Below are 23,773 nucleotides of genomic sequence, written 5' to 3'. Positions count from 1 at the left end.
GGATTTTTCTAATATGTTTTTCCAGATATATTCTGAGGTTTTAGAGCCGGAAAAAATCAGTGAAGTCTGCCTTGGGATAGAAGGCGTTTTTCCAGAGGCAATGTACATAGGCTGTTCCACCAGCGGAAATATCATTGACTGCCAGCTTTCTGCAGAAATTACAGTGGTGTGCACGGCCTTTGAATATTCTTCCACACAGTTTCAGATATACCAGTATGACCTTTCCAGGGAGAGCGTGGACAGTATTACCGGGCAGATTGTGGAGGAGACGAAGAAAAATCCCTGGGTTAAGGCCATAGAGATGTTTTTTACCATCCCGGAGGGCTCTACCACCCGGTTTTGCGACGGCATGAAGGATGTAGACCCGGATATCCAGATTTTCGGGGGCGTCTCCTGCAGCGACGATATCACCAGCAATGACTGCCTTGTGTTTTCCAAAGGGGGAAAGATTTCTTCCAAATCCGTGGTAATTGTGTTTTACGGCGGGGAAGATTTTTATGTGGATTCCATTAAAGTTACCGGCTGGAAACCACTGGGCAGGAAATTCCATGTGACAAAGTCCGACGGCTGTATTCTCCATGAACTGGACGGGATTTTGGCATATGACGTGTACCACAAGTACCTGAATATAAAAAATGATGAAAACTTTTTTACAATACCCTGGAATTTCCCCTTTTTTATGACCATAACGGCACCACCATTCTGCGCACCCCGGTGGCCAGCAATGCGGACGGCTCCATTACCATGACATCGGATATGGACGTAGGCTCCCTGGTGCAGATTTCTTACGGGGACCCCAGCACCATTGTGGAGAGTATCCGGGAGGACAGCCGGAGGATTCATCAGTTCCAGCCGGATATATTACATATTTTTTCCTGTGCGGCCAGACGGACTTTCTGGACATCCAAAGAGCCAACCTATGAAATTCAGCCCTTTAAGGAAATTTCCCCCTCCTGTGGCTTCTTTTCCCACGGGGAGTTTTTGCGCACAAAGGGAAATTTAAACCAGCACAATGTTACCCTTGTCATTGCCGCCATGCGGGAAGGGGAGAAAAAAGAGGCTTCCGCCATGTCTGTATTGACAGAGCGGGGAACATTGTCAAAAGTGCCTCTTGTGTCCCGTCTTGCCACTTTTATCAGCGTTACCTCTCTGGAGCTGGAAGAGACGAATCAAAAGCTGGAGTACGCTAATGAAAAACTGAAAATGGCGGCGATTATAGACGGCCTTACCGGGCTTTACAACAGGAAGGAAATCCAGTCCCAGATTGAGAAAGAGCTTGCCCGGGAGGGTACAAGGAAATTTTCTTTGATCATGCTTGATATTGACAATTTTAAACAGGTGAATGATACCTACGGCCATCAGGAAGGGGATATGGTGATTATTGCCCTGGCAAAAATCCTTCACAATGAGGAGATGGCCTACACGGATAAATTTTCCGCCGGGAGATGGGGCGGGGAGGAATTTATGCTGCTTTTGCATGATACCGACGTGTCTGCGGCATCCTTTATCGCAGAGCTTATCCGCCAGTGTTTTGCAAACACTTCATTTCCCACGGTAAGGATGCAGACCATCAGCCTTGGAGTGACCCAGACAACGGAGGATGATACCTTAGACAGCCTGTGTACCAGGGTGGATGCAGCGCTGTACAAAGCAAAAAAATCTGGGAAAAACAAGGTGGAGGTTTTATAGGTAAGATGGAGGAATTTACCCATTGCAGCTTATGTCCCAGGGACTGCAGGGCAGACCGGGCCGGGGGAAAAAGGGGAGCCTGCCGGGAGAGAGATAAAGTGCGCATTGCCAGGGCGGCGCTGCATATGTGGGAGGAACCCTGCATTACAGGCCGGGGCGGTTCTGGCACCGTGTTTTTTTCCGGCTGTACACTGGGATGCGTTTTTTGCCAGAACGCATCCATTGCCAGGGGCGGCGCAGGAAAAGAGGTAAGTGTGGATTACCTGGCGGAAATATTTTTAAGGCTTCAGGAGGAGGGAGCGGAAAATATTAACCTTGTGACGGGAGACCATTTTGTGCCCCAGATTGTGAAAGGATTACAGCGGGGGCGGGATGGGGGGCTTTGCATTCCAGTGGTATACAATACCTCTTCCTATGTGAAAGCGGATACCCTTCGGTGTTTGGAGGGGCTGGTGGATATTTATCTTCCCGACTTTAAATATTATGACAGTGGAAGGGCATACCGCTACGCAAAGGCGAAAGATTATCCTCTCACTGCAAAGGAAGCGATAAAAGAGATGGTGCGCCAGCAGGGGAAACCGGAATTTGTGGGGAAAAACGGGGAAGGTTTAGACAGCAGAAAATATAATGCCCTGGAGGATGGGGAAGGAATTTTAATGCGCCGGGGAACTATTGTGCGGCATCTCCTTTTGCCGGGAGGTTTAGAAGATAGCAAAAAAATTATTTCCTATCTGTTAGAAACTTACGGCGAAACCATATATATAAGCATAATGAACCAGTATACCCCTATGGGAGTTTTTCCGGAAATGCCGGAGTTAAATTCCAGGGTCGCGGAGGAGGAGTATGAGGCTCTTTTGGATTTTGCCATAGAAAAAGGACTGGAAAACGGATTTTTCCAGGAGGGAGATACGGCGAAGGAGAGTTTTATTCCATCTTTTGACGGGGAAGGAGTGTAAACGTTTATGAAAACGGTGAAGAGAAAATCGGTGGGAACGCATTTTTCCATGTGCGTTCAGCCGGCATTTATTATTGGGACAAACAATGAAGACGGGACATACAATTTCGCCCCCATTACCTGGGTCAGCGTTACAAATGAGAAAGATGATGATTATTTGCTGGTTATCAGCATGTTCGGCTGGAAAAAGACAAAACAGAACGTAGGGAGGACAGGAGTTTTAAGTGTAAACCTTGTGAGTACAGATATGATTGAACTTATGGACTATTTTGGCGCGCATCACGGAAAAGATGGAAAGAAAGACGCAGTTCCATACGAAGTTTCACGGGGTGAAGTTGTGGATATTCCCGTTCTTGATGCAAGTCCATGGGTGTATGAATGTGAAGTGGTTCGATCTGTAGAGACCGGGAATTCCACTACTTTTTTCTGTGCAATAAAAAATATTCAGATAGATGAGCAGCTTGACTGCAAAGATACTTTTGATGTGAATCTTACAAAACTTGACCCTGTAATTTATTCCGGCATGTACCATAGTGTTGGGAAACTACTTGGCAAAATAGGAGATTTTGTACAGAGCTAAGTTACATTTTGCCGGATTTTATAGAAATCACAGGCTTTTCTTAAACAAGAAAGAGAGTGCCTATATTATAGGAAAAGGTAATTCCTTTTCCCACATTTGGGATAATCAGGGCAGCCGCACAGTCCACTGCAAAAGCCAGAAGCAGGATTGTATTCATGGTATTTCTGAAAGGCAGGGGAAGTTTCAGCCACAGCCTGGTGATAAAACCGGACAGAAAGCAGATCCAGACAGTACCTGCAATTCCAAAGCCAAGAGCAGATAAAAAACAGATATAACCGTGGAAATTTAAAAAAGCTCCACCATAGTCCCAGTAGCGAAGTCCCCAGACCGTATCCAAGAAATATCCGATGGCCAATTCCAAAAGCGTTCCAATCAGCAGGGAAAGTAAAAAAATAGTAACCGGGTGATGTTTTTTGATGGGTTCGGCATACAAGATGCGCTGCAGGGGATTTCCAAGCAGAAGGTAGAAGAGGACAGCGCCCGCCCCATAAACCGGCAGCCATGGGCCATAAAGAAAGCCGCGGTTTCTAAAGATTCCATCTTGAAAGAGAAAAATCAAAATTTCCCAGAGGAAACCGCCAATAGAAGCCAGAAAAAAGAAGAATACCATCTGGGAGATTAGGAAGGAAACTGCTTTTTTTCTGGGTAAATTTTGTTGTTGTAGATTTTGTTGAAGGTTATTCTTTTTCATTCTTGTGTGGTTATCCTCCGGAGAAAGTTGATCATAGGTATACATGATAATGCTGCATTCAATATCAGAGATAGTATATCCAGAGAAAGAAAATATATGTGGGAGGTCTGATTGGGGGTAAGGGATGCCTATGTGACTGCAGCTTTCATTCATCCCAAGGATTATTCCACTAAAATTTTAACCATTTTGTATTCATCTCTATAACTGCCATCGTCATATTTAAGGGCGCGAAAATTTTTCCCGGTTTCTTTAAATCCAAATTTTTCATACAAACTCTTTGCCCGGTTATTCCCGTCAACCACCTCCAGCTCTATCTGTTCATAGTTCATATTTTTTGCCAGTAAAAAAGCATAATCCATCATTGCAGAACCAATGCCAATATTCCAATAGGCCTCCTTGAGCGCTATCGCAAAACCGCATCTATGGGCAATGCGCCGCAGGTCGCCATTTGTTACAATTCCGCAATTACCTGCGAGAATGCCCTCCACTTCCGCCGCCATCATTATTTCCCGGGGGTGATTTCTTTTACTTTCTAAAAGCTGCTCCTCCGCCTCAAGGGTAAATGCAGCCTCGTCCTCATTTCTAAGAAGAAACGGAGTCTCCCTAGATACAATTCGCAGATATGCAATCATGTCCTTTGCATCTTTTGTTTCAACAGACCGCAGTATGCATACACGGCCATCCCTTAATGTTACTTTTTTCTCTTCAAATACCATTTTCCTGCCTCCTTTTGGCTTTCTATAATATGCTGTTTTCCATATCAAACTCCCAACGCTTGAGTGGTTCAAATACAGTGGCGTCAATCTGTTTCTTGTTATATTACCACAAATACACACAGGATTCTATTTATTTTTCTTATTCTTTTATTCTGTCCAATCATCATCTGCCAAAAATGCAAAACAGAAACATGAGTGGAAGTTTAGAATGCAAATGTCTGGATAATGATACCGCAGCAAGACATATCTTGTCCTTGCTGATTTTCCCGGAGGGGAGTATAATACCTTTATGCAAAATCTATTCATAGAGGAATTGGCAGTAAAGATGAAGACGGCATTGCAGAGTGTTTAGGAATTGTCATGTGAAGAAAAGGGGTGCATCATGAGGGATATGATGAAATTTGCAGACAGGGAAGCATTTCGAAAATGGCTTTCTGAGAATTGCCAGTCAGATGCGGGGATTTGGCTTTTGTTCGGCAAAGCCGGCGGACCAAAAACAATTAAGGCGGGGGAAGCACTGGAGGAAGCTCTCTGTTTTGGCTGGATAGACGGACAGATGCAAAGCATCGACGACAAAACCTATAAGAAATATTTTTCTATGCGCAGGGAGAAGAGTAAGTGGTCAGAAAAAAATAAGGCATTGGCCCAAAAACTTGAAGAACAGGGGCTTATGACAGAATTTGGGAGGAAGAAAATAGAGGAAGCCAAAAAAAACGGCCAGTGGAACGCAAAAAATTCCATGGCGGTTACGGAGGAACAAATTGCCCAGGTATCCGCATTGCTGGAAGAGTATGAGCCTGCCTTCACAAATTTTAAGGCTATGTCCTTATCTGTAAAGAAAACCTATACCCGGGCATATTTTGATGCGAAGACAGATGCCGGACGGGAAAAGAGGATTGCCTGGATGGTGGACAGGCTCAACAAAAATTTAAAACCGATGTGAGGTGATGTTCAAATGAATTATGAAATAGTGCCTTTGAGAGATATGCCTGAAATAAAAGAACGGGCGGCACAGTGGTTTCATGAAAAATGGGGGATTCCCCTGGAAGCATATTTGGAAAGCATGAAAGAGTGCCTGGCCGGAGAAAAACCAGTGCCCCAGTGGTATATGGCCCTGGAGGGAAACAGAATAATCGGCGGATTAGGCGTTATCGAAAATGATTTCCATGGCAGAAAAGACCTTACCCCCAATGTCTGTGCCCTTTACACAGAAGAGGACAGGCGGTGCAGAGGAGTGGCCGGTGCGTTGTTAAATCATGTCTGTGCAGATATGAAGGACAAAGGGGTTGACGTGTTATACCTGGTAACAGACCACACTTCTTTTTATGAGCGTTACGGATGGGAGTTTTTATGTATGGTGCAGGGAGAGGGCGAGCCGGATTTGACAAGAATGTATGTGCATAGAAAAATATTTAAAAAACATAAGCGGTGAATTAATGGAGGATTCATGTGGATAATAATTTGAATGAAATTATAGAAACAAAAGAAACTTTTAATATTTTACATGTACTTGATGAGTTTTTTACATCTGCATTTGAATTGGCCCAATCGTCATATGATGCTGTTATTAATTCAGCATTTTTTGAAAATTCTGTGGAGGTGATAAGAACGATTGATGATTCGGCTGAAGGGTTATCAAAGATATATAAAGGCATAAAGGCTGTAGCAAGTATTCCAGATAGGCTGTTTCTTAGAAAATTTGAGAGATTGTGTCTTGGAATAGGTAAAATACCTGAACACAAAAGGAAAAAATATGTTAAAAAGATAACACGCAAAAAATTCAATAAGGATACTGTATTTATTCTGGATGTAATAACCAGGGTAGAGGAGTTGGAAAAGATAGATATCTTTTCGCGGTTATGGGAAGTTAAAATGGATGAAAAGATAGATGATGACAGATTTAGAAGATTTGTTATTATGACAGCCAATACCATGTTGCAGGATTTAAAATATATGTCGAATTATATTTCTAATGATAATTTCTATATAACTTCTATGGAAGAAGAAGGATTGGTCACTCAGGGGTGGGTAATGTATGCAGGTTTAGGTATAGGAACAGACGAAGATTCCGGCGGCAATTTGTATGAGTATACCAAAATGGCAAAAGAATATTGTGAGTTTGCCTGGAATAAAACACCTACAGATGAAAAAAAGAATGGACCCATTATGTTTACAGGAGATTCCATACCTGCTGAAAGTATCGAAGACTTGTTTACTGATGAAAATCTATAAATGAGTGGAAAAATTTGTCTTGCGAATCACTGGAATTTATGGGAGAATCTTTAAAGGGGTTTCAAATAGACTTTGAGAAATCCTATATAAATGAGGAGAGCTTTTAATGACAGAAAAGACATTTGAAACGCCATGTGGTGATATCCACTATTGGGTCAGTGGGAAGCCGGAAAAACACAATTTGACCCTGGTATTTTTGCCAGGGCTCACCGCAGACCACAGGCTGTTTGAAAAACAGATAGAATATTTTAAAGATTACCATGTATTTGTCTGGGATGCCCCCGGCCACGGCAAATCCTGGCCTTTTCAATTTGATTTTACCCTGATGGATAAAGCAAGATGGCTGGATGAGATTTTTAAAAAGGAAGATATCTATCATCCCGTGATTGTGGGCCAGTCCATGGGGGGATATGTGGGGCAGGCCTATGCCCAGTTATTTCCAGAGAAACTAAAAGGGTTTGTGTCCATTGACTCTGCGCCCTTACAGAGAAAATTTGCAACGGGGATAGAAATCTGGCTTCTGAAAAAAATGGAGCCGGTATATCGGTATTACCCCTGGAAATCTCTTTTAAAAACCGGCACAAAAGGAGTGGCAACATCAAAATACGGCCAAAAGCTGATGTATCATATGATGATGGTTTATCAGGGGGATAAGAGGAGATATGCCCGGCTGGCAGGCCATGGTTTCCGTATCCTGGCGGAAGCCATAGAGGCGGACCTTCCTTACAAAATTTCCTGTCCTGCCCTTTTAATATGCGGGGAAAAAGACCGGGCAGGCTCCTGTATCCGGTACAGCAAAGCCTGGCATCAGGAAACGGGAATCCCCTTGGAGTGGATAGAGGGGGCGGGGCACAATTCCAATACCGATGCGCCGGATAAGATAAATGCACTCATAGAAAAAGTACTTTTGGAGGTAAAAGATGAAATGGAATAAATTTACCATAAAAACCACAACCCTTGGGGAGGACTTCTTAAGCGCCATGTTAAGCGATCTTGGCATAGAGGGGATTGAAATAGAGGACAATGTTCCCCTGACAAAGCAGGACCAGGCGGAGATGTTTATCGATTTTCTCCCGGAGCTTCCCCCGGACGAGGGAATCGGATATGTAAGTTTTTACTTAGAGGACGGGAAAGACCACAGGGAAATTTTAGAACAGGTGAAAGCGGGGATAGAAGAGCAGCGCCAGTTTGTGGATGTGGGGGAGGGAACCATTACCGCAAGCGACACGGAAGATTTGGACTGGATGAACAACTGGAAACAGTATTTCCATGCATTTACCATAGACGATATTTTAATTAAGCCTACCTGGGAGGAGTTAAAGCCGGAGGATAAGGATAAATTTTTAATAGAAATCGACCCTGGTATCTCTTTTGGGACGGGAAAGCATGAGACTACCCAACTCTGTATCCGTCAGTTGTCAAAATATATCAAAGAATATAAAAAAGATGCCCCGGTAAAGGTATTGGACGTTGGCTGCGGCAGCGGAATCCTTTCCATTGTTGCCTTAAAACTGGGGGCAGACTTTGTACTGGGGACAGATTTGGATGAAAACTGTATTACCTCCACCAGGGAAAACATGGAAATCAATCATCTTCCGGCAGAGTCCGGGAATTTTTATGTGGGCAACCTCATTGACGATGGAGAACTGCAAAGTAAGGTGGGGACAAGCGATATTGTAGTTGCCAATATTTTGGCGGATGTGATTATTCCAATGGCAAAGGTTATCCCTTCCCTGTTAAAGGAGGGGGGCGTCTTTATCACCTCAGGGATTATTGATTTTAAAGAAAATGAGGTGAGGGATGCGATAAAGGCAGCAGGAATGGAAATCATAGAAGTCAACCATCAGGGCGAGTGGGTCAATGTGACAGCCAGAAAGAACGGGTAAAATGTATCAGTTTTTTGTAACAGAGGAACAAATCGGCAGGGAATTTATCACCATTACAGGCGGGGATGTAAAGCATATCAAAAACGTGCTGCGGATGAGGCCCGGGGAGACCATACGGGTGAGCAATCAAAAGGGGCAGGATTATTTTTGCAAAATAAGCGAGGTGGGGGAAAATTTCGTCCAGGCGGATATTTTAGAGACGGGGGCCGCCACAACAGAGCTTCCTGGGAAAATTTACCTGTTTCAGGGAATCCCCAAAGGGGACAGAATGGAACATGTCATTGAAAAGGCAGTGGAACTTGGGGTATATGAAATCATACCGGTTCGTATGCGCTACTGTGTGGTAAAGCTGGACGATAAAAAGCAGCAGGCGAAGTTAAAGAAATGGCAGGCTTTAGCCATGGCTGCGGCAAAGCAGTCCAAGCGGAGCCTGGTGCCAAACATCCACCCGGTGATGTCTTACAAAGAGGCCATTGCCTATGCCTTTCAATCGGAAGCCTGCCTGATCCCCTATGAAAACGAAAATGGAATGGAAGGTACAAAAGCCGCTTTGAAAAAAATCAGAGGAAAAGAATCTGTCAGTATTCTCATAGGCCCGGAGGGGGGATTTGCCCCGGAGGAAATAGAAGCCGTAAAATCCAGGGGGGAGGTTATCTCCCTGGGAAAGCGGATTTTAAGGACGGATACGGCGGCAATCACGGCAATGTCCATGGTAATGATGGAGATGGAAATGCAGTAAAACAGCAGTTTATTTTTGGAAAGGAAAAAGCGGCAGCATGGAAGTATATTTGGACAATTCCGCCACTACCATGTGCAGCAAAAACGCTGCGGAAAAGATGGTGCAGGTATTGCGGGAAGATTTTGGAAATCCTTCCTCCCTCCACAAAGTGGGGGTAAAAGCGGAGGAGTATATCAAAGAGGCCAAGCAGAAAATTGCCAAAACCCTAAAAGCGGAGGAAAAAGAAATTTTCTTTACCTCCGGAGGGACGGAAAGCAATAATCTGGCGATTTTCGGAAGCGTATCCGCCAACAGGCGCCGGGGGAAAAGGATTATCACTTCATCCATAGAACACCCTTCGGTGCAGGCACCCATGGCATATTTAAAAGACATGGGATATGACGTGATATTTTTAAACGTGGATAGGGAGGGCCTTGTCTTACTAGAAGAATTAAAGGACGCTTTAAATAATGAGACTATCCTGGTGTCAATTATGCATGTAAACAACGAAATCGGTACGGCCCAGCCTTTGGGGGAGATTTCGGAGTTGATCAAAAAATATGCTCCGGGGGCATTGTTCCATGTGGACGCTATTCAGTCCTACGGTAAATTTCCCATAGTCCCCAAAAAGCTGGGGATAGATTTGCTCTCTGTCAGCGGACATAAAATTCACGGGCCAAAGGGCAGCGGGTTTTTGTATGTAAAGGACAAGACCAAGATAAAACCCATACTTTTGGGGGGAGGGCAGCAGAAAGGCATGCGCTCCGGCACAGAAAATGTCCCTGCCATTGCAGGGCTGGGAGTGGCAGCCTTTGAGGCATATGAGAATCTTGGACAGAATATGGAACATATGAGAAAATTAAAAGAATATTTTATATCTAAGGCAACGGAGATAGAAGGGGTAACGGTAAATGGTAAAATCGATGAAACTTCCGCCCCCCATATTGTGAGCCTTAGTGTAAGGGACGTAAAAAGCGAAGTGCTGTTACATTCTTTAGAGGAGAAAGGCGTGTATGTTTCCGCAGGGAGCGCCTGCTCTTCCAATAAAAGGGCCGTCAGCTCCACGTTGCAGTGCATTGGGTTAAATCCAAATTTAATAGATTCCACAGTGCGGTTCAGCTTCTGCCCTTCTACGACTTTGGAAGAGATTGATTACGCCCTGGGATGTATGGGGGAAATCATTCCCTTCCGAAGGAAATTCATAAGAAAGTAAAACAGGGCAGGTTTTTTGTTTGGAGGAAAGTATGTATAAATCATTTTTAATTAAGTACGGAGAAATAGCAATTAAGGGGAAAAACAGGTATCTCTTTGAGGAGGCTTTGGTAAAACAGATTAAGTACGCCTTAAAAGAGGCGGAGGGGGAATTTAAGGTCCGCCGTCTCCAGGGAAGAATTTATGTAGATACCCTGGGAGAGTATGATTACGATGAAGTGATGGAAAAACTAACCCACGTCTTTGGCATTGTAGGGATTTGCCCGGTGGTTTTGGTGGAGGATAAGGGCTTTGATGCCCTGGCGGAAGATGTGATTTCCTACTTGGACAAGGTTTACCCGGACAAGAACATCACTTTTAAAGTCCACGCCAGACGTGCCAGGAAAAATTACCCCATGACCTCCATGGAATTAAATGCGGCCTTAGGGGAAAAGATTTTAGAGGCCTTTCCTGAAATGAAAGTGGATGTGCATGAGCCTAAGGTTCTTCTCTCCGTGGAAATCAGGGAGGAGATAAACATTTATTCCGTGGAAGTGAAGGGTGCAGGGGGAATGCCGGTGGGGACAAACGGCCGTGCCATGCTTTTGCTCTCCGGCGGCATCGACAGCCCGGTGGCAGGGTATATGATTGCCAAGCGGGGGGTGGCCATTGACGCCGTGTATTTTCATGCCCCCCCTTATACCAGCGACAGGGCAAAGCAGAAAGTGGTAGATCTGGCGAAAATTGTTGCGAAATATTCCGGCCCCATGAATCTTTATGTGGTAAACTTTACGGATATCCAGCTTGCCATTTATGAAAAGTGCCCCCACGAGGAGCTCACCATTATCATGCGCCGGTATATGATGAAGCTGGCGGAGCATTTTGCAGGGGAAGAGGGCAGCCTTGGCCTTGTGACGGGGGAGAGCATCGGCCAGGTGGCAAGCCAGACCATGCAGTCTTTGGCGGCCACAAACGCAGTGTGTACTTTGCCGGTGTACCGTCCCTTAATCGGGTTTGACAAAAATGAGATTATAGATATTTCCCAGAAAATTGACGCCTATGACACCAGCATCCTTCCCTACGAGGACTGCTGTACCATATTTGTGGCGAAGCATCCTGTGACAAAGCCCAGTATAAAAGTGATTGAAAAGTCGGAACTGAAACTTTCGGACTGCATCGATGGATTGTTAAAAACAGCCATAGACACCGTGGAAGTGGTAAGGGTGGAATAACAGAAAGGGAATTTAGGGGAAATGCGGATGAAAGTTTCCTTAAGAAAGCAAAAAGGCAGGGATGCCCTGCCTAATAATTGCTAGATAAATTTTGGTTTTTGGGTTTACAGAATTATACGAGATATGGTTTTAATACCTCAAGGACTTCCTCCTCGTTTCCTTCTGTATGTATAGCCAGCTCAATGGGTTTGGATAAATCCAGGCTGAAGATACCCATAATGGATTTTGCATCGATAACGTATCTGCCGGAAATTAAATCAAAATCATACTCAAACTGAGCAATGGCATTTACAAAAGCTTTTACCTTATCGATAGAGTTTAAAGAAATCTGTACTGTTTTCATGGTTAAATAACCTCCTTATCAAACATATTGATTAATCCTATAGTACTTGTTTTCCAAATAAAAGTCAACTGCAATCGGACAGTCATTACTACAAAAAATGGAGAAAAATGTGAGCAAATTAAACAAAAAAACAGTTGCATTGCATAACCTGGGATGCAAAGTGAACGCATATGAGACAGAAGCTATGCAGCAAATGTTGACAGAAGCAGGCTTTCAAATCGTAGATTTTAGTGAAAAAGCCGATATTTATATAATTAATACCTGCACGGTGACAAATATGGCGGACAGAAAGTCCAGACAGATGCTCCACCGGGCGAAAAAGCAGAATCCGGAAGGGATTGTGATAGCCGCAGGCTGTTATGTCCAGACAAAAAAGGAGGAGGCCCTCTTAGACCCTGCGGTGGATATTGTTGTCGGAAATAATAAAAAACATGAACTTATTAATATTCTCAAGGCTTATGAGGAAGAAAACCGGAAGATAGAGACGGTTTTGCCCATCCAGTGCACAAAAGAATATGAAAACTTATGGCTTACAGAGCCAAAAGAGCATACCAGGGCATTTATCAAAGTCCAGGACGGCTGCAACCAGTTCTGCAGTTACTGTATTATCCCCTATGCCAGGGGCAGGGTGAGAAGCCGTGGGATTTCCCATGTTTTAAAGGAGACAAAGGAGTTAGCAGACCATGGTTATCAGGAAATCGTCCTCACAGGGATTCATTTAAGCTCCTATGGGACAGATACCGGGGAGGAACTTCTGCATTTAATAGAAGAGACAGCCAGGATACCAGGGATAAAGAGAATCCGCTTAGGCTCCTTAGAGCCAAGGATTGTCACGGAAGAATTTGCAAAGGCGCTTTCCGGGATAGAAAAGGTCTGCCCCCATTTTCATTTGAGTCTGCAAAGCGGCTGCGATGCCACATTAGCCCGGATGAACCGTAAGTATACCACCGGGGAATATGAAGAGAGCTGTAATATATTAAGAAAATATTTTGAACATCCCGCAATTACCACGGATGTTATCGTGGGATTTCCAGAGGAGAGTGAAGAAGAATTTGGGCAGACAAAGGCATTTTTAGAAAAAATCCATTTTTATGAGATGCACGTGTTTAAATATTCCCGGCGGAAAGGCACGAAGGCCGCAGAGATGGAGGGACAGATAACAGAGCCTGTAAAGGCAGGGCGCAGCCAGGATTTGATTGCCCTGGGGGAGAAAATGTCAGAGGAATTCCGGGAATATTACCTTGGCAGGGAAGTGGAAATTTTAATAGAAGAGCCCTTTTTCCTGGAAGGGGAGGTGTATTACGGAGGATATACAAAAGAATATGTAAAAGCGGCGGTAAAATCAAAGACGGATATTTCTAATACCTTTGTGAAAGGAAGGATAACGAAGCGGCTTTTAAGCGGCGTTTACCTGGCAGAGTGACAAAGAAATATAAGAAAGGATGGGATTGCCCGATACTTTTTTCCGTTTCATAGTTGAATTTTAGGACATAATATATTAAAATACTACTAGCAGTGCTTTTGCGTGCAGCAAACAAAAGAGCAGAGAATAGGGCGTGAAATGATGCAGAATTTGAATAACACACAATATTTTAGAGTTGAAAAAGAACCGGAGATGCAGGTAAAGGACGTGCTGGCAGTGGTATATCAGGCGCTGACAGAGAAGGGCTACAATCCGGTGAACCAGATTGTTGGGTATATTATGTCTGGAGATCCCACTTATATTACCAGCCATAATAACGCCAGGAGTCTGATTATGAAAGTGGAGCGGGACGAAATCGTAGAAGAAGTTTTAAAGGAGTATATTCATTCAGTATTGTCAAATTAACAGGGAATTGGAGGTTGCGATGCGGATTTTGGGACTGGATTTCGGCGGCCATACCGTGGGGGTTGCAGTCAGTGATTCCTTAGGCATCACCGCACAGGGGGTGGAGATTATCCGGAGGAAATCCCCCGGCAAGCTGCGGCAGACATTGGCAAGAATCGAAAGTCTTGTCTCTTCTTATGGTGTGGAAAAAATCGTTTTGGGATACCCGAAAAACATGAACGGCACAGAGGGGGAACGGTGCGAAAAAACAAAAGAATTTAGGGATATGCTGGTACGCCGGGTAAATCTTCCGGTGGAACTGTGGGATGAGCGTCTCACCACAGTGGCAGCGGACAATATTATGACAGAGAGCAATATAACCGGGGAGCGCCGCAAAGAATACGTGGACGAGATTGCAGCCATGCTGATTTTGCAGGGATATCTGGACTATCTGTCAAATCAGAGTAAAAAAGAGGAATAAGCGCATGGAAAAAATTAAGTTTACGGATCCGGATACCGGGGAGGAAATCTTATTTTTCTGTCTGGAGCAGACGAAAATGAAGGGATTTACCTATCTTTTAGTCACGGAGGATGAAGAGGGCGATGCGGATGCCTATATATTAAAAGAGATAACCCAGAAAGAGGAGGAGGCCACATATGCCATGGTAACAGATGAGGTGGAGTTAAACGCCCTGGGGAAAATCTTTGAAGAATTAATCGAAGACGTGGATATTGAAGTGTAATTAGAAATTATTATATCAGAATTTAATATGAGAAAATAAAAAGTAAGACACAAAAAAGTTATGGAGGTAACAGATTGAAACATAAAACAACAGAACACAGTAAGCTTAAAATCATTCCTTTGGGAGGGTTAGAGCAGATTGGAATGAACATTACTGCCTTTGAGTATGAAGACAGTATTATTGTGGTGGACTGCGGATTGTCATTCCCGGAGGACGACATGCTGGGAATCGATTTGGTGATTCCGGACATTACGTATTTAAAGGATAATATAGACAAGGTAAAAGGATTTTTTATCACCCACGGCCATGAAGACCATATCGGAGCCATTCCCTATGTATTAAAAGAGATAAATGTTCCTATTTATGCCACAAAGCTTACCATAGGAATTATTGACCACAAGTTAAGGGAGCACAATATGCTCACCAAAGTGAAACGGAAAGTGGTGCGGTACGGACAGCACATTAACCTGGGGAACTTCCGGGTGGAATTTATAAAGACAAACCACAGCATACAGGATGCGGCAGCCCTTGCCATTTATTCCCCGGCGGGGATTGTGGTGCACACCGGGGACTTTAAGGTGGATTACACCCCGGTATTCGGGGATGCCATAGACCTGGCAAGATTAGGGGAAATCGGGAAAAAAGGGGTTTTGGCCCTGATGTGCGACAGCACCAATGCGGAGCGCCCGGGATTTACCATGTCGGAAAAGAGAGTGGGAAAAATTTTCGACAATGTTTTTGCGGAGCATAAAAATTCCAGGATCATCATTGCCACTTTCGCCTCCAATGTGGATCGTGTGCAGCAGATTATAAACGCAGCCTGCAAGTACAACAGGAAAGTTGTGGTGGAGGGCAGGAGCATGGTAAATATTATCTCCACCGCCACGGAGCTTGGGTATCTCGACATACCGGAAAATACATTGATTGACATAGAGCAGCTTAAAAATTATCCCGACGAGCAGACGGTATTAATTACCACGGGAAGCCAGGGGGAATCCATGGCAGCCCTTTCCCGCATGGCTTCCGGGATGCACAAGAAAATCACCATAAAGCCAAAGGATACCATTATTTTCAGCTCCAACCCAATTCCAGGAAACGAGAAGTCTGTATCCCATGTGATAAACGAGCTCTTTATGAAGGGGGCGGATGTGATTTTCCAGGATGCCCATGTGTCGGGACATGCCTGCCAGGAGGATATCAAACTGATTTATTCCCTGGTGCGGCCAAAATACTCCATCCCGGTGCACGGGGAGTATAAACATCTTGTGGCCCAGGCAAAAATAGCCCAGGAACTGGGGTATGACAAAGACCATATCTTTATCCTCTCTTCCGGCGACGTGCTGGAGCTTAACGAGGAGGAGGCTAAGGTAAACGGCCGGGTCCATGTGGGAAATGTAATGGTGGACGGACTTGGCGTGGGAGACGTGGGAAATATTGTCTTAAGGGACAGGCAGCATCTGGCGGAGGAGGGCATTATCATTGTAGTCCTCACCATGGAATCCGGCTCCGGGCAGATACTGGCAGGCCCGGATATTGTGTCCCGAGGGTTTGTCTACGTGAGAGGATCCGAGAGTTTAATGGATGAGGCAAAACAGGTCTTAGACGACACCATGATGGATATTACAAACAGAAATATAACAGACTGGAGCAAAATTAAAACAGAAATCAAGGATTCCCTGGGAGAATTTGTATGGAGAGAAACGAAACGAAGACCAATGATTATTCCAATCATTATGGAAGTATAATAGATGTGTTCAGAAGAAGAAAGGCAAGTGCCGACCCGGTGAAAGCAGCAGCAGAGTCATTGGTGTCTGCCATCCGCCAGAGCGAGGTTTACCAGACATATCTTTCAGCAAAGGAAGAGATTATGCAGATGCCTGTGCTGAAAGCCCAGATGGACGAATTTCGGAAGAGAAATTACGAACTGCAGAACCTTACGGTAAATGTGCTGGAGGAGACAGAGAAACTTCAGCAGGAATTTGCCTCCATGTTGGACAATGCCATGGTGCGGAGGTATTTAAATGCGGAGAATGCATTTTGCCGGCTGATTCAGCAGGTAAACTGGCAGTTAATAGAAGAATTGGATTTTGAGGCGGATTTTATTGGAAAATCTTTAAGAGAGGCGGAGTAGAGGCTCTATGGATGCAGGCAGGATTCTGATGAAATTTTTTAGTGTGTGTCTTTCCGTAATCGTTTTTGTGGTATTTGCCTTCCTTTTGTACCGCATGGGAGAGTATTCCTTCGATTTTGGTTACCGGGTATTTACGGAGAAGGCCATGACCACAGAGGAAAACGCAAAAGACAAGGTGGTAAGGATTACTTCTGATATGGGGGCAAAGGAAATCGGGGATTTGTTAGAGAGCAAGGAACTGATAAGGGATTCCAATCTTTTTGTGGTACAGCTTATGCTCTCCGCATATAAAGATGATATGAAGCCCGGGACATATACCTTGTCCACCTCCATGACTGCAAAGGAAATGATGCAGGTTATCTCTGCCGAAGAGGAAGAAGAGACAGAAACGGAAGATGAAAAATGATAGTAGAGGAACGCCTGACAACCTATATCAACTCTTTGGAGCAGGGAAATACCCCTCTTTTAGAAGAGATAGAGAGAGAGGCACTGGAAAACTATGTGCCCATTATCCGAAAGGAAATGCAGCAGTTCTTAAAATGGATTTTAACTTTAAGGAAGCCGGAAAATATATTGGAAATCGGTACGGCGGTGGGTTTTTCCGCACTGCTTATGGCAGAGTACAATCCCCTGCCCTGCAGGATTACCACCATAGAGAATTATGAAAAAAGAATTCCCATTGCCCGGGAAAATTTTAAGCGGGCAGGTAGGGAAGATAGGATTACCCTGTTAAAGGGGGATGCCCAGGATATACTTCCAACCCTAAAAGAAAACTATGATTTTATTTTTATGGACGGGGCGAAGGGGCAGTATATCTCCTTTTTGCCGGAGGTGGTAAAAAGGTTAAAGCCTGGCGGCGTCCTGGTCTCCGACAATGTGCTCCAGGAGGGAGATATTATAGAATCCAGATTTGCCGTTACCAGAAGGAACAGGACCATCCACAAGAGGATGCGGGAGTATCTCTATGAGATTACCCACCATAAATCCCTTGTTACAGCAGTGCTTCCTGTGGGGGACGGGATTACGGTGAGCACAAAAGTGGATTAGTTTTTAGTAAAAGAGGACATAACATGAAAGCACCGGAGTTATTGGTACCCGCCGGCAGCCTGGAAGTTTTAAAAATAGCAGTTGTATTTGGAGCCGATGCGGTATATATTGGAGGAGAGGCCTTTGGCCTTAGGGCCAAGGCGAGAAATTTTTCAAGAGAGGACATGGAGGAGGGGATTGCCTTTGCCCATGCCCGGGATGTAAAAGTATATGTGACAGCCAATATATTGGCCCACAATGAAGATTTGACGGGAGTGAGGGAATATTTTCTGGAATTAAAAGAAATTGGCCCCGACGCCCTGATTATTTCGGACCCAGGGGTATTTCAGGCCGCCAGGGAAATCTGCCCTGAAATAGAGGTCCATATCAGCACCCAGGCCAATAACACAAATTACGGCACCTACCTTTTCTGGCACAGCTTAGGGGCCCGCCGGGTGGTTTCCGCCAGGGAGCTTTCCTTAAAAGAAATCAGAGACATCCGGGAACAGATCCCGGAAGAGCTTGAGATAGAGACATTTATCCACGGGGCTATGTGCATTTCCTATTCCGGCAGGTGTCTCCTCAGCAATTACCTTACCGGGCGGGATGCCAACCAGGGGGAGTGCACCCATCCATGCCGCTGGAAATATGCGCTGATGGAGGAACAGAGGCCGGGAGAGTATATGCCTGTCTTTGAAAATGAGAGGGGAACCTTTATTTTTAACTCCAAGGACCTTTGTATGATAGAGCATGTGCCGGAATTGATAGAGGCAGGCATTGACAGCTTTAAGATAGAGGGGCGGATGAAAACGGCCCTGTATGTGGCCACGGTGGCAAGGACATACCGCAGGGCCATAGATGATTTTATGAAGTCCAGGGAATTATATGAAAAGAATATGCCCTGGTATAAAAGCCAGATATCAAACTGTACTTACCGCCAGTTTACCACAGGGTTTTTCTTTGGGAAACCATCGGAGGAAGCACAGATTTATGATAACAATACCTATCTGAAGGAGTACACCTATCTGGGAATTGTGGAAGATTTTAAAGAGGGACTCTGCCAGATCAGGCAGCGGAATAAATTTTCTGTGGGGGAAATGATTGAGGTAATGAAACCGGACGGGGAAAATGAAAGCGTTACGGTTTTAAAAATTCTGGACGAGGAAGGGAAGGAACTAGAGAGTGCACCCCATCCAAAGCAGAAATTATTTTTAGATTTAGGAACAACATTGTCACAGTATGATATTTTACGCAGGAAAGAAGAGGAGTGTTGACCATGAAACAGGAAAAATATGTTGCATATGTGGGCACATATACCCATGAACACAGTATGGGAATCCATATTTATGACTTGGATGTGGAAAACGGACGAATGAAAGAGCGCCAGATGGCAAAAATCAATAATCCTTCGGATTTGATTGTCTCCAACAGCAAGAAGTTTTTATATTCCATTACCGATGACGGGGTAAAGGCTTTCCGCATTTTGCCAAACGGGGATTTAGAGCCCATGAATGAACAGTGGATTGGGGGCATGCGGGGATGTTATCTGGACGTGGACAATTCCGACAGGTATCTCTTTGTGGGGGGATATCATGACGGCAGGGTTTCCATGATGCATTTAAACCCGGACGGGTCGGTGGGGGATATTGCCGACGGGGTATTCCACAAAGGGGTAGGAAGAAGTGCGGCAGACAGAAGCACCAGGCCCCATGTAAACTGTGTGAAAGTGACTCCAGACCAGAATTATCTTTGTGCGGTGGACGGGGGATTGGATCATGTGAAAGTCTATAAAATCGATTATGAGTTTTCCAAATTAAAGCTGGCAGATATTATCCGATGCGATTTGGATTCCGCTCCCAAAATGATTCGTTTCAGCAAGGACGGAAAAAATGCTTATGTTTTAAATGAATTAAAGAGCACTGTGGACGTATACAATTATTCCATCGGGGACAGCGGCCCTGAATTTGAGCGTATCCAGACGATTTCCACAGACGAAAATGCCAGGGATACAAGCTGCTGCGCCCAGAATATGGAGTTTTCCAGGGATGGAAATTATCTGTATTGTTCCAATGCAGGGACAAACGAGATTGTCACCTTTGCCAAGGCGGAAGACGGAACTCTCTCGGAAGTGACCTGGACCCAGATTAGCGGGGAATTCCCCAAAGCCCTGGCGGTATTTCCAGACGGCAATCATTTTATGAGTTTAAACCATGAGAGCAACCAGATTTCTATTTTCAGAATGTATTTTGACAGAGGATATGCACTGATGGACGGGCGTCCCATGAATGTGGAAAGGCCCAACTGTGTCTATATTCACAGGCTTTCGGAGTAGAGATGAAGCCCGGCGAGAAGGGGTGGAATTATGGGAAAGAATGCACGATTGGCAGACATTTACATCAAAATCTACAATAAAAAGCCTCTCATGTGGGAGGATATGAAGTTTTTGGCTGTGTATGACCCGGAGTGTTTTGAGAAGACCTGCAAAAATCTCATTTTCAAGATACCGGAGACTGAAAAGCTGATGCAGCCCCTGCAGGAGACCAGGGCATTGCCTGTGTGCAGAAAGCCCGGGACTGCCCCCATGCCTCTTTTCCAGAAACCGGAAGTACTGCCTGCCCTGCCCAAAAACCCTGTGCTTACGGAAAAAGACAGGATTGAAGTTCTGTTGGAAAACTTAAAGAAGATGGAGCGGGATGAGTTTGGCGTCCAGGAAGTCAGTCTGGAAAAAGTGAAAAATCTTCTGGGGAATTTGTATATGGAGATGCTTTTTCCCCACAATGACAGGGACAAATATTTTCAGTTTGAGAATCGGGACAGCAGTATTTTTAACAAGAAGGCGTAAAAAACGAGCAGGAAATCCTGCCCGTTTTTTCTATTTGTGATAAAAATCATAAATTCCCTGGATATTGGCAGCCATATTTAACAAAAGCCCGTCTAAAACCGTAAGTGCCGCCATACTCTCCACCACCACCACAGCCCTGGGCACAATTACCGGGTCATGGCGCCCTTTAATGGAGACGGAAATGTCTTCCCCGGACTTATTTACGGTAGTTTGCAGGGAGGAGATGGAGGGGGTGGGCTTTATGGCGGCCCGAAAAACGATGCTGTCCCCATCGCTTATTCCCCCTAAAACCCCGCCGGAATGGTTGGTGCGTTTTTGGATTTTTCCCTGGGAGCCGTAAAAGAAGCTGTCGTTGTTGGTACTTCCCCGGGAAATGGCTGCCGCAAATCCATCCCCTATTTCAAATCCTTTTACTGCGCCGATAGATAAGATGGCTTTGGCAAGGTTTGCGTCCAATTTTTCAAATACCGGGTCACCGATGCCTGTGGGCAAGCCCAAAATCTGGCATTCAATAATCCCCCCGCAGGAGTCCTTGTTCCGCATACAGTCGTTTAAATAATCCTGGGCCTGTTTTGCAGCGTCTGCATCAGGCATGTACAGGGGGTTGCCGTAAACAGCCTCCAGGTCGAAGGACTGGATGGACACCGGGCCTATGGATTTTGTGTAAGCCGTTACGGTAACCCCAAGTTCTTTTAATAATTTAGCCGCCACAGCCCCAGCTGCCACACGGCCGATGGTTTCCCGGCCGGAGGAGCGGCCTCCTCCACGGTAATCCCGGAATCCGTATTTTTCGTCGAAGGTAAAATCTGCATGTCCGGGGCGGTAGTAACCTGCAATCTCGCTGTAGTCCCTGGAAAGCTGGTTTTCATTTAAGACCATCAGGGAGATAGGACATCCGGTAGTCTTTCCCCCAAATACCCCGGAGAGGATTTCCACGGAATCATCCTCTTTCCGGGGGGTTGTATATTGGGACTGCCCGGGCTTCCTTCTGTTTAAGTAAACCTGAATGTCTTCTTCTTTTAAGGCCAGCCCTGCGGGACAGCCGTCAATTACCACGCCGATGCCCCTGCCGTGGGATTCCCCCCAGGTGGTAATTTTAAAAATTGTTCCTAATGTTGAACCTGCCATATAAGCCTCCTGTCTGTCTGTAAATAACCATCTCTTCCGGTTAAAAAGGCGTTTTTATCTATTAAGATTATATAGCTTTTTTAGCCGGGATTCAAGGCTTTCGGCGGAAATGCAAAACGATTGCCATTTTCAAGGAGGCAGGAATATTTAAAAAAGTCCTTTCCATATGGAAAATGTTGTGCTATAATAGCAAAGATATATCGGGTTTTCCCAAATTAAAACACGAAAAAGGAGAATAATATGAAACACGTAAAAACATTAAATACAAAGAGATTACAGAACACATTGAAAAAAGGCGGATGCGGCGAGTGCCAGACTTCCTGCCAGTCAGCCTGCAAGACTTCCTGCACTGTGGGAAACCAGACTTGCGAGCAGTCAAAATAGGAAACTGAAGAAAAAAGCAGAAGACCGCCCGCCCAGCGTGCGGTCATTTCGTTGTTGCCTGCAGGTTTTTAGCAGATAACGGCACTATTTTAGAAAGAGAGTAGTACAGTGGTTCATCAATTTAAGAATAACGGATATAATATCCTTTTGGATGTAAGCAGCGGGGCCATCCATGTGGTGGATGATGTGGTTTATGACGTGGTAATGCTGTGGGAATCTTTAAACCAGGAGGAGATTTTTGATAAACTGAAAGGCAGGTATGACGGGGAGGAACTCTCCGAGGCCATTGAGGAAGTTGCCGCTTTGGTCAAAGAGGGGGAACTGTTTACGAAAGACCAATACGAAGGCTATGTCTCCGATTTTAAAAAGCGCCCCACGGTGGTAAAGGCACTCTGCCTTCACATTGCCCACGACTGCAACCTGGCATGTAAGTACTGTTTTGCAGAGGAGGGGGAGTACCACGGGAGAAGGGCTCTTATGTCCTTTGAAGTGGGAAAGGCGGCCCTTGATTTTCTCATTGCAAACTCCGGCAGCAGAAGAAATCTGGAAGTGGATTTCTTTGGGGGGGAGCCCACTTTAAATTTCCAGGTGGTAAAAGATTTGGTGGCATACGGCAGGGAGCAGGAAAAGATTCACAATAAGAATTTCCGCTTTACCCTCACCACCAACGGGGTTTTGTTAAATGATGAGATTATGGAATTTGCCAACAAAGAGATGGCAAATGTGGTGTTAAGCATTGACGGCAGAAAAGAAGTCAACGATAATATGCGTCCTTTCCGGGGAGGGCAGGGAAGCTATGATGTGATTGTGCCTAAATTTTTAAAATTTGCGGAGAGCAGGAATCAGGAAAATTATTATGTCCGGGGAACCTTTACCCATCACAACCTGGATTTCTCCAAAGATGTGCTGCACCTGGCGGATTTGGGATTTAAACAGATATCCGTGGAGCCGGTGGTGGCAAAGGAGACGGAGAGTTACGCTATAAAAGAAGAGGATCTTCCCCGCCTGCTAGAAGAGTACGATATCTTGGCGGCAGAAATGGCAAAGCGGAAAAAAGAGGGAAATCCCTTTACCTTCTTCCATTTTATGATTGATTTGGAGGGAGGGCCCTGTGTGGCAAAGAGGCTTTCCGGCTGCGGCTCCGGCACAGAGTACCTTGCAGTGACCCCCTGGGGGGATTTTTATCCCTGTCATCAGTTTGTGGGAAATGAAGATTTCTGTATGGGCAATGTAAAGACAGGAATTACCCGGACGGATATCAGGGATTCCTTTAAGAGCTGCAATGTGTATGCAAAAGAAAAATGCAGGGAATGTTTTGCCAGGTTTTACTGCAGCGGCGGATGCGCCGCCAATTCCTACAATTTCCACGGGGATATACATAATGCCTATTCCATTGGCTGTGAGCTAGAGAAAAAGCGGGTGGAGTGTGCGATTATGTTAAAAGCGGCAGAAGCATTTTCAGATTCAGAAGTAAAGTGA

The 23,773-nt window shown here is 45.0% G+C and carries 29 protein-coding genes; 25 read left to right on the top strand and 4 right to left on the bottom strand.

What is annotated here, in order from left to right; genetic code table 11:
- The 4 genes from D7Y06_RS09455 to D7Y06_RS09440 all read left to right on the top strand — a co-directional run.
- The coding region (locus D7Y06_RS09455; RefSeq protein WP_305793773.1) for an FIST N-terminal domain-containing protein at window positions 1-748 on the top strand (748 nt) is incomplete at its 5' end.
- Window positions 661-1,689: a sensor domain-containing diguanylate cyclase gene (locus D7Y06_RS09450; protein ID WP_330566421.1), complete on the top strand. Its 1,029-nt coding sequence runs from the start codon at window positions 661-663 to the stop codon at window positions 1,687-1,689. The genes D7Y06_RS09455 and D7Y06_RS09450, both read left to right, overlap by 88 nt.
- 5 nt (window positions 1,690-1,694) lie before the next feature.
- Complete coding sequence (locus D7Y06_RS09445; protein WP_120407560.1) at window positions 1,695-2,645, top strand: radical SAM protein; 951 nt, start codon at window positions 1,695-1,697, stop codon at window positions 2,643-2,645.
- A 6-nt stretch (window positions 2,646-2,651) separates the two neighbouring features.
- Window positions 2,652-3,224: a flavin reductase family protein gene (locus D7Y06_RS09440; RefSeq protein WP_120407559.1), complete on the top strand. Its 573-nt coding sequence runs from the start codon at window positions 2,652-2,654 to the stop codon at window positions 3,222-3,224.
- A 40-nt stretch (window positions 3,225-3,264) separates the two neighbouring features.
- Here D7Y06_RS09440 and D7Y06_RS09435 read toward each other — a convergent pair whose 3' ends face one another.
- Complete coding sequence (locus D7Y06_RS09435; protein WP_120407568.1) at window positions 3,265-3,915, bottom strand: putative ABC transporter permease; 651 nt, start codon at window positions 3,913-3,915, stop codon at window positions 3,265-3,267.
- A gap of 161 nt (window positions 3,916-4,076) precedes the next feature.
- Entirely contained in the window at window positions 4,077-4,631 is a 555-nt protein-coding gene (locus D7Y06_RS09430; RefSeq protein WP_120407558.1) for a GNAT family N-acetyltransferase, read from the bottom strand.
- A 382-nt stretch (window positions 4,632-5,013) separates the two neighbouring features.
- Here D7Y06_RS09430 and D7Y06_RS09425 point away from each other — a divergent pair, with 382 nt between their 5' ends.
- From D7Y06_RS09425 to thiI, 8 genes are all read left to right on the top strand, one after another.
- Window positions 5,014-5,574, top strand: a complete 561-nt coding sequence (locus tag D7Y06_RS09425) for a YdeI/OmpD-associated family protein (RefSeq protein ID WP_120407557.1) — start codon at window positions 5,014-5,016, stop codon at window positions 5,572-5,574.
- A gap of 12 nt (window positions 5,575-5,586) precedes the next feature.
- Window positions 5,587-6,063: a GNAT family N-acetyltransferase gene (locus tag D7Y06_RS09420; protein WP_120407556.1), complete on the top strand. Its 477-nt coding sequence runs from the start codon at window positions 5,587-5,589 to the stop codon at window positions 6,061-6,063.
- A gap of 17 nt (window positions 6,064-6,080) precedes the next feature.
- Window positions 6,081-6,863 carry a hypothetical protein gene (locus D7Y06_RS09415; RefSeq protein WP_120407555.1) on the top strand — a complete coding sequence of 261 codons (783 nt, stop codon included), beginning with the start codon at window positions 6,081-6,083 and terminating at the stop codon, window positions 6,861-6,863.
- A gap of 106 nt (window positions 6,864-6,969) precedes the next feature.
- Complete coding sequence (locus D7Y06_RS09410) at window positions 6,970-7,797, top strand: alpha/beta fold hydrolase (RefSeq protein WP_120407554.1); 828 nt, start codon at window positions 6,970-6,972, stop codon at window positions 7,795-7,797.
- Entirely contained in the window at window positions 7,784-8,749 is a 966-nt protein-coding gene (prmA, locus tag D7Y06_RS09405; protein WP_120407553.1) for a 50S ribosomal protein L11 methyltransferase, read from the top strand. The genes D7Y06_RS09410 and prmA overlap by 14 nt, the downstream gene beginning before the upstream one ends.
- A 1-nt stretch (window position 8,750) precedes the next feature.
- Window positions 8,751-9,488: a 16S rRNA (uracil(1498)-N(3))-methyltransferase gene (locus tag D7Y06_RS09400; RefSeq protein ID WP_120407552.1), complete on the top strand. Its 738-nt coding sequence runs from the start codon at window positions 8,751-8,753 to the stop codon at window positions 9,486-9,488.
- A gap of 37 nt (window positions 9,489-9,525) precedes the next feature.
- Window positions 9,526-10,680 carry a cysteine desulfurase family protein gene (locus D7Y06_RS09395; protein ID WP_120407551.1) on the top strand — a complete coding sequence of 385 codons (1,155 nt, stop codon included), beginning with the start codon at window positions 9,526-9,528 and terminating at the stop codon, window positions 10,678-10,680.
- Between the two features lie 31 nt (window positions 10,681-10,711).
- The gene (thiI, locus tag D7Y06_RS09390; protein WP_120407550.1) at window positions 10,712-11,890 is read left to right on the top strand and encodes a tRNA uracil 4-sulfurtransferase ThiI; all 1,179 of its coding nucleotides are present in this window, start codon (window positions 10,712-10,714) and stop codon (window positions 11,888-11,890) included.
- A 112-nt stretch (window positions 11,891-12,002) separates the two neighbouring features.
- Here the strand turns inward: thiI and D7Y06_RS09385 are convergent, their stop codons facing one another.
- Window positions 12,003-12,233, bottom strand: coding sequence for an HPr family phosphocarrier protein (locus D7Y06_RS09385; RefSeq protein WP_120407549.1), 231 nt, complete (start codon window positions 12,231-12,233; stop codon window positions 12,003-12,005).
- 109 nt (window positions 12,234-12,342) lie between these two features.
- Between D7Y06_RS09385 and mtaB the strand changes: the two genes are divergently transcribed.
- From mtaB to D7Y06_RS09330, 11 genes are all read left to right on the top strand, one after another.
- Window positions 12,343-13,656, top strand: a complete 1,314-nt coding sequence (gene mtaB / locus D7Y06_RS09380) for a tRNA (N(6)-L-threonylcarbamoyladenosine(37)-C(2))-methylthiotransferase MtaB (RefSeq protein ID WP_330566420.1) — start codon at window positions 12,343-12,345, stop codon at window positions 13,654-13,656.
- A 141-nt stretch (window positions 13,657-13,797) separates the two neighbouring features.
- Window positions 13,798-14,061, top strand: a complete 264-nt coding sequence (locus D7Y06_RS09375) for an IreB family regulatory phosphoprotein (RefSeq protein WP_199714678.1) — start codon at window positions 13,798-13,800, stop codon at window positions 14,059-14,061.
- Window positions 14,062-14,080: 19 nt separating this feature from the next.
- The gene (gene ruvX, locus D7Y06_RS09370; RefSeq protein WP_120407547.1) at window positions 14,081-14,521 is read left to right on the top strand and encodes a Holliday junction resolvase RuvX; all 441 of its coding nucleotides are present in this window, start codon (window positions 14,081-14,083) and stop codon (window positions 14,519-14,521) included.
- A 4-nt stretch (window positions 14,522-14,525) separates the two neighbouring features.
- Window positions 14,526-14,783, top strand: a complete 258-nt coding sequence (locus tag D7Y06_RS09365; protein WP_120407546.1) for a DUF1292 domain-containing protein — start codon at window positions 14,526-14,528, stop codon at window positions 14,781-14,783.
- 74 nt (window positions 14,784-14,857) lie between these two features.
- Window positions 14,858-16,528 carry a ribonuclease J gene (locus tag D7Y06_RS09360; protein WP_120407545.1) on the top strand — a complete coding sequence of 557 codons (1,671 nt, stop codon included), beginning with the start codon at window positions 14,858-14,860 and terminating at the stop codon, window positions 16,526-16,528.
- A complete protein-coding gene (locus D7Y06_RS09355) occupies window positions 16,474-16,914 on the top strand; it encodes a YlbF family regulator (protein ID WP_120407544.1) in 441 nt (146 codons plus the stop codon). Before D7Y06_RS09360 ends, D7Y06_RS09355 begins: the two co-directional genes overlap by 55 nt.
- A gap of 28 nt (window positions 16,915-16,942) precedes the next feature.
- On the top strand, window positions 16,943-17,320 hold the full coding sequence (locus tag D7Y06_RS09350) for an endolytic transglycosylase MltG (protein ID WP_158591334.1): 378 nt from the start codon (window positions 16,943-16,945) through the stop codon (window positions 17,318-17,320).
- The gene (locus D7Y06_RS09345) at window positions 17,317-17,961 is read left to right on the top strand and encodes an O-methyltransferase (protein ID WP_120407542.1); all 645 of its coding nucleotides are present in this window, start codon (window positions 17,317-17,319) and stop codon (window positions 17,959-17,961) included. The genes D7Y06_RS09350 and D7Y06_RS09345 overlap by 4 nt, the downstream gene beginning before the upstream one ends.
- Window positions 17,962-17,984: 23 nt before the next feature.
- A complete protein-coding gene (locus D7Y06_RS09340) occupies window positions 17,985-19,214 on the top strand; it encodes a peptidase U32 family protein (RefSeq protein WP_120407541.1) in 1,230 nt (409 codons plus the stop codon).
- 2 nt (window positions 19,215-19,216) lie between these two features.
- Window positions 19,217-20,272 carry a lactonase family protein gene (locus D7Y06_RS09335; protein ID WP_120407540.1) on the top strand — a complete coding sequence of 352 codons (1,056 nt, stop codon included), beginning with the start codon at window positions 19,217-19,219 and terminating at the stop codon, window positions 20,270-20,272.
- 30 nt (window positions 20,273-20,302) lie between these two features.
- Window positions 20,303-20,782 (top strand): hypothetical protein, encoded by a 480-nt coding sequence (locus D7Y06_RS09330; protein ID WP_120407539.1) that lies wholly within the window; start codon window positions 20,303-20,305, stop codon window positions 20,780-20,782.
- A gap of 30 nt (window positions 20,783-20,812) precedes the next feature.
- Here the strand turns inward: D7Y06_RS09330 and aroC are convergent, their stop codons facing one another.
- Window positions 20,813-21,910, bottom strand: a complete 1,098-nt coding sequence (gene aroC, locus D7Y06_RS09325; protein ID WP_120407538.1) for a chorismate synthase — start codon at window positions 21,908-21,910, stop codon at window positions 20,813-20,815.
- Between the two features lie 240 nt (window positions 21,911-22,150).
- On the opposite strand from aroC, the gene scfA reads away from it, so the two are divergent.
- Together scfA and scfB are read left to right on the top strand one after the other, a co-directional pair.
- Window positions 22,151-22,294 (top strand): six-cysteine ranthipeptide SCIFF, encoded by a 144-nt coding sequence (gene scfA, locus D7Y06_RS09320; protein WP_120407537.1) that lies wholly within the window; start codon window positions 22,151-22,153, stop codon window positions 22,292-22,294.
- A 108-nt stretch (window positions 22,295-22,402) separates the two neighbouring features.
- Complete coding sequence (gene scfB / locus D7Y06_RS09315; RefSeq protein ID WP_120407536.1) at window positions 22,403-23,773, top strand: thioether cross-link-forming SCIFF peptide maturase; 1,371 nt, start codon at window positions 22,403-22,405, stop codon at window positions 23,771-23,773.

This window comes from Roseburia sp. 1XD42-69, from assembly GCF_003612565.1.
Lineage (GTDB): Bacteria > Bacillota > Clostridia > Lachnospirales > Lachnospiraceae > Roseburia_B.
The sequence above is the reverse complement of the archived record's forward strand: the minus strand, read 5'-3'. Positions and strand labels throughout refer to the sequence as shown.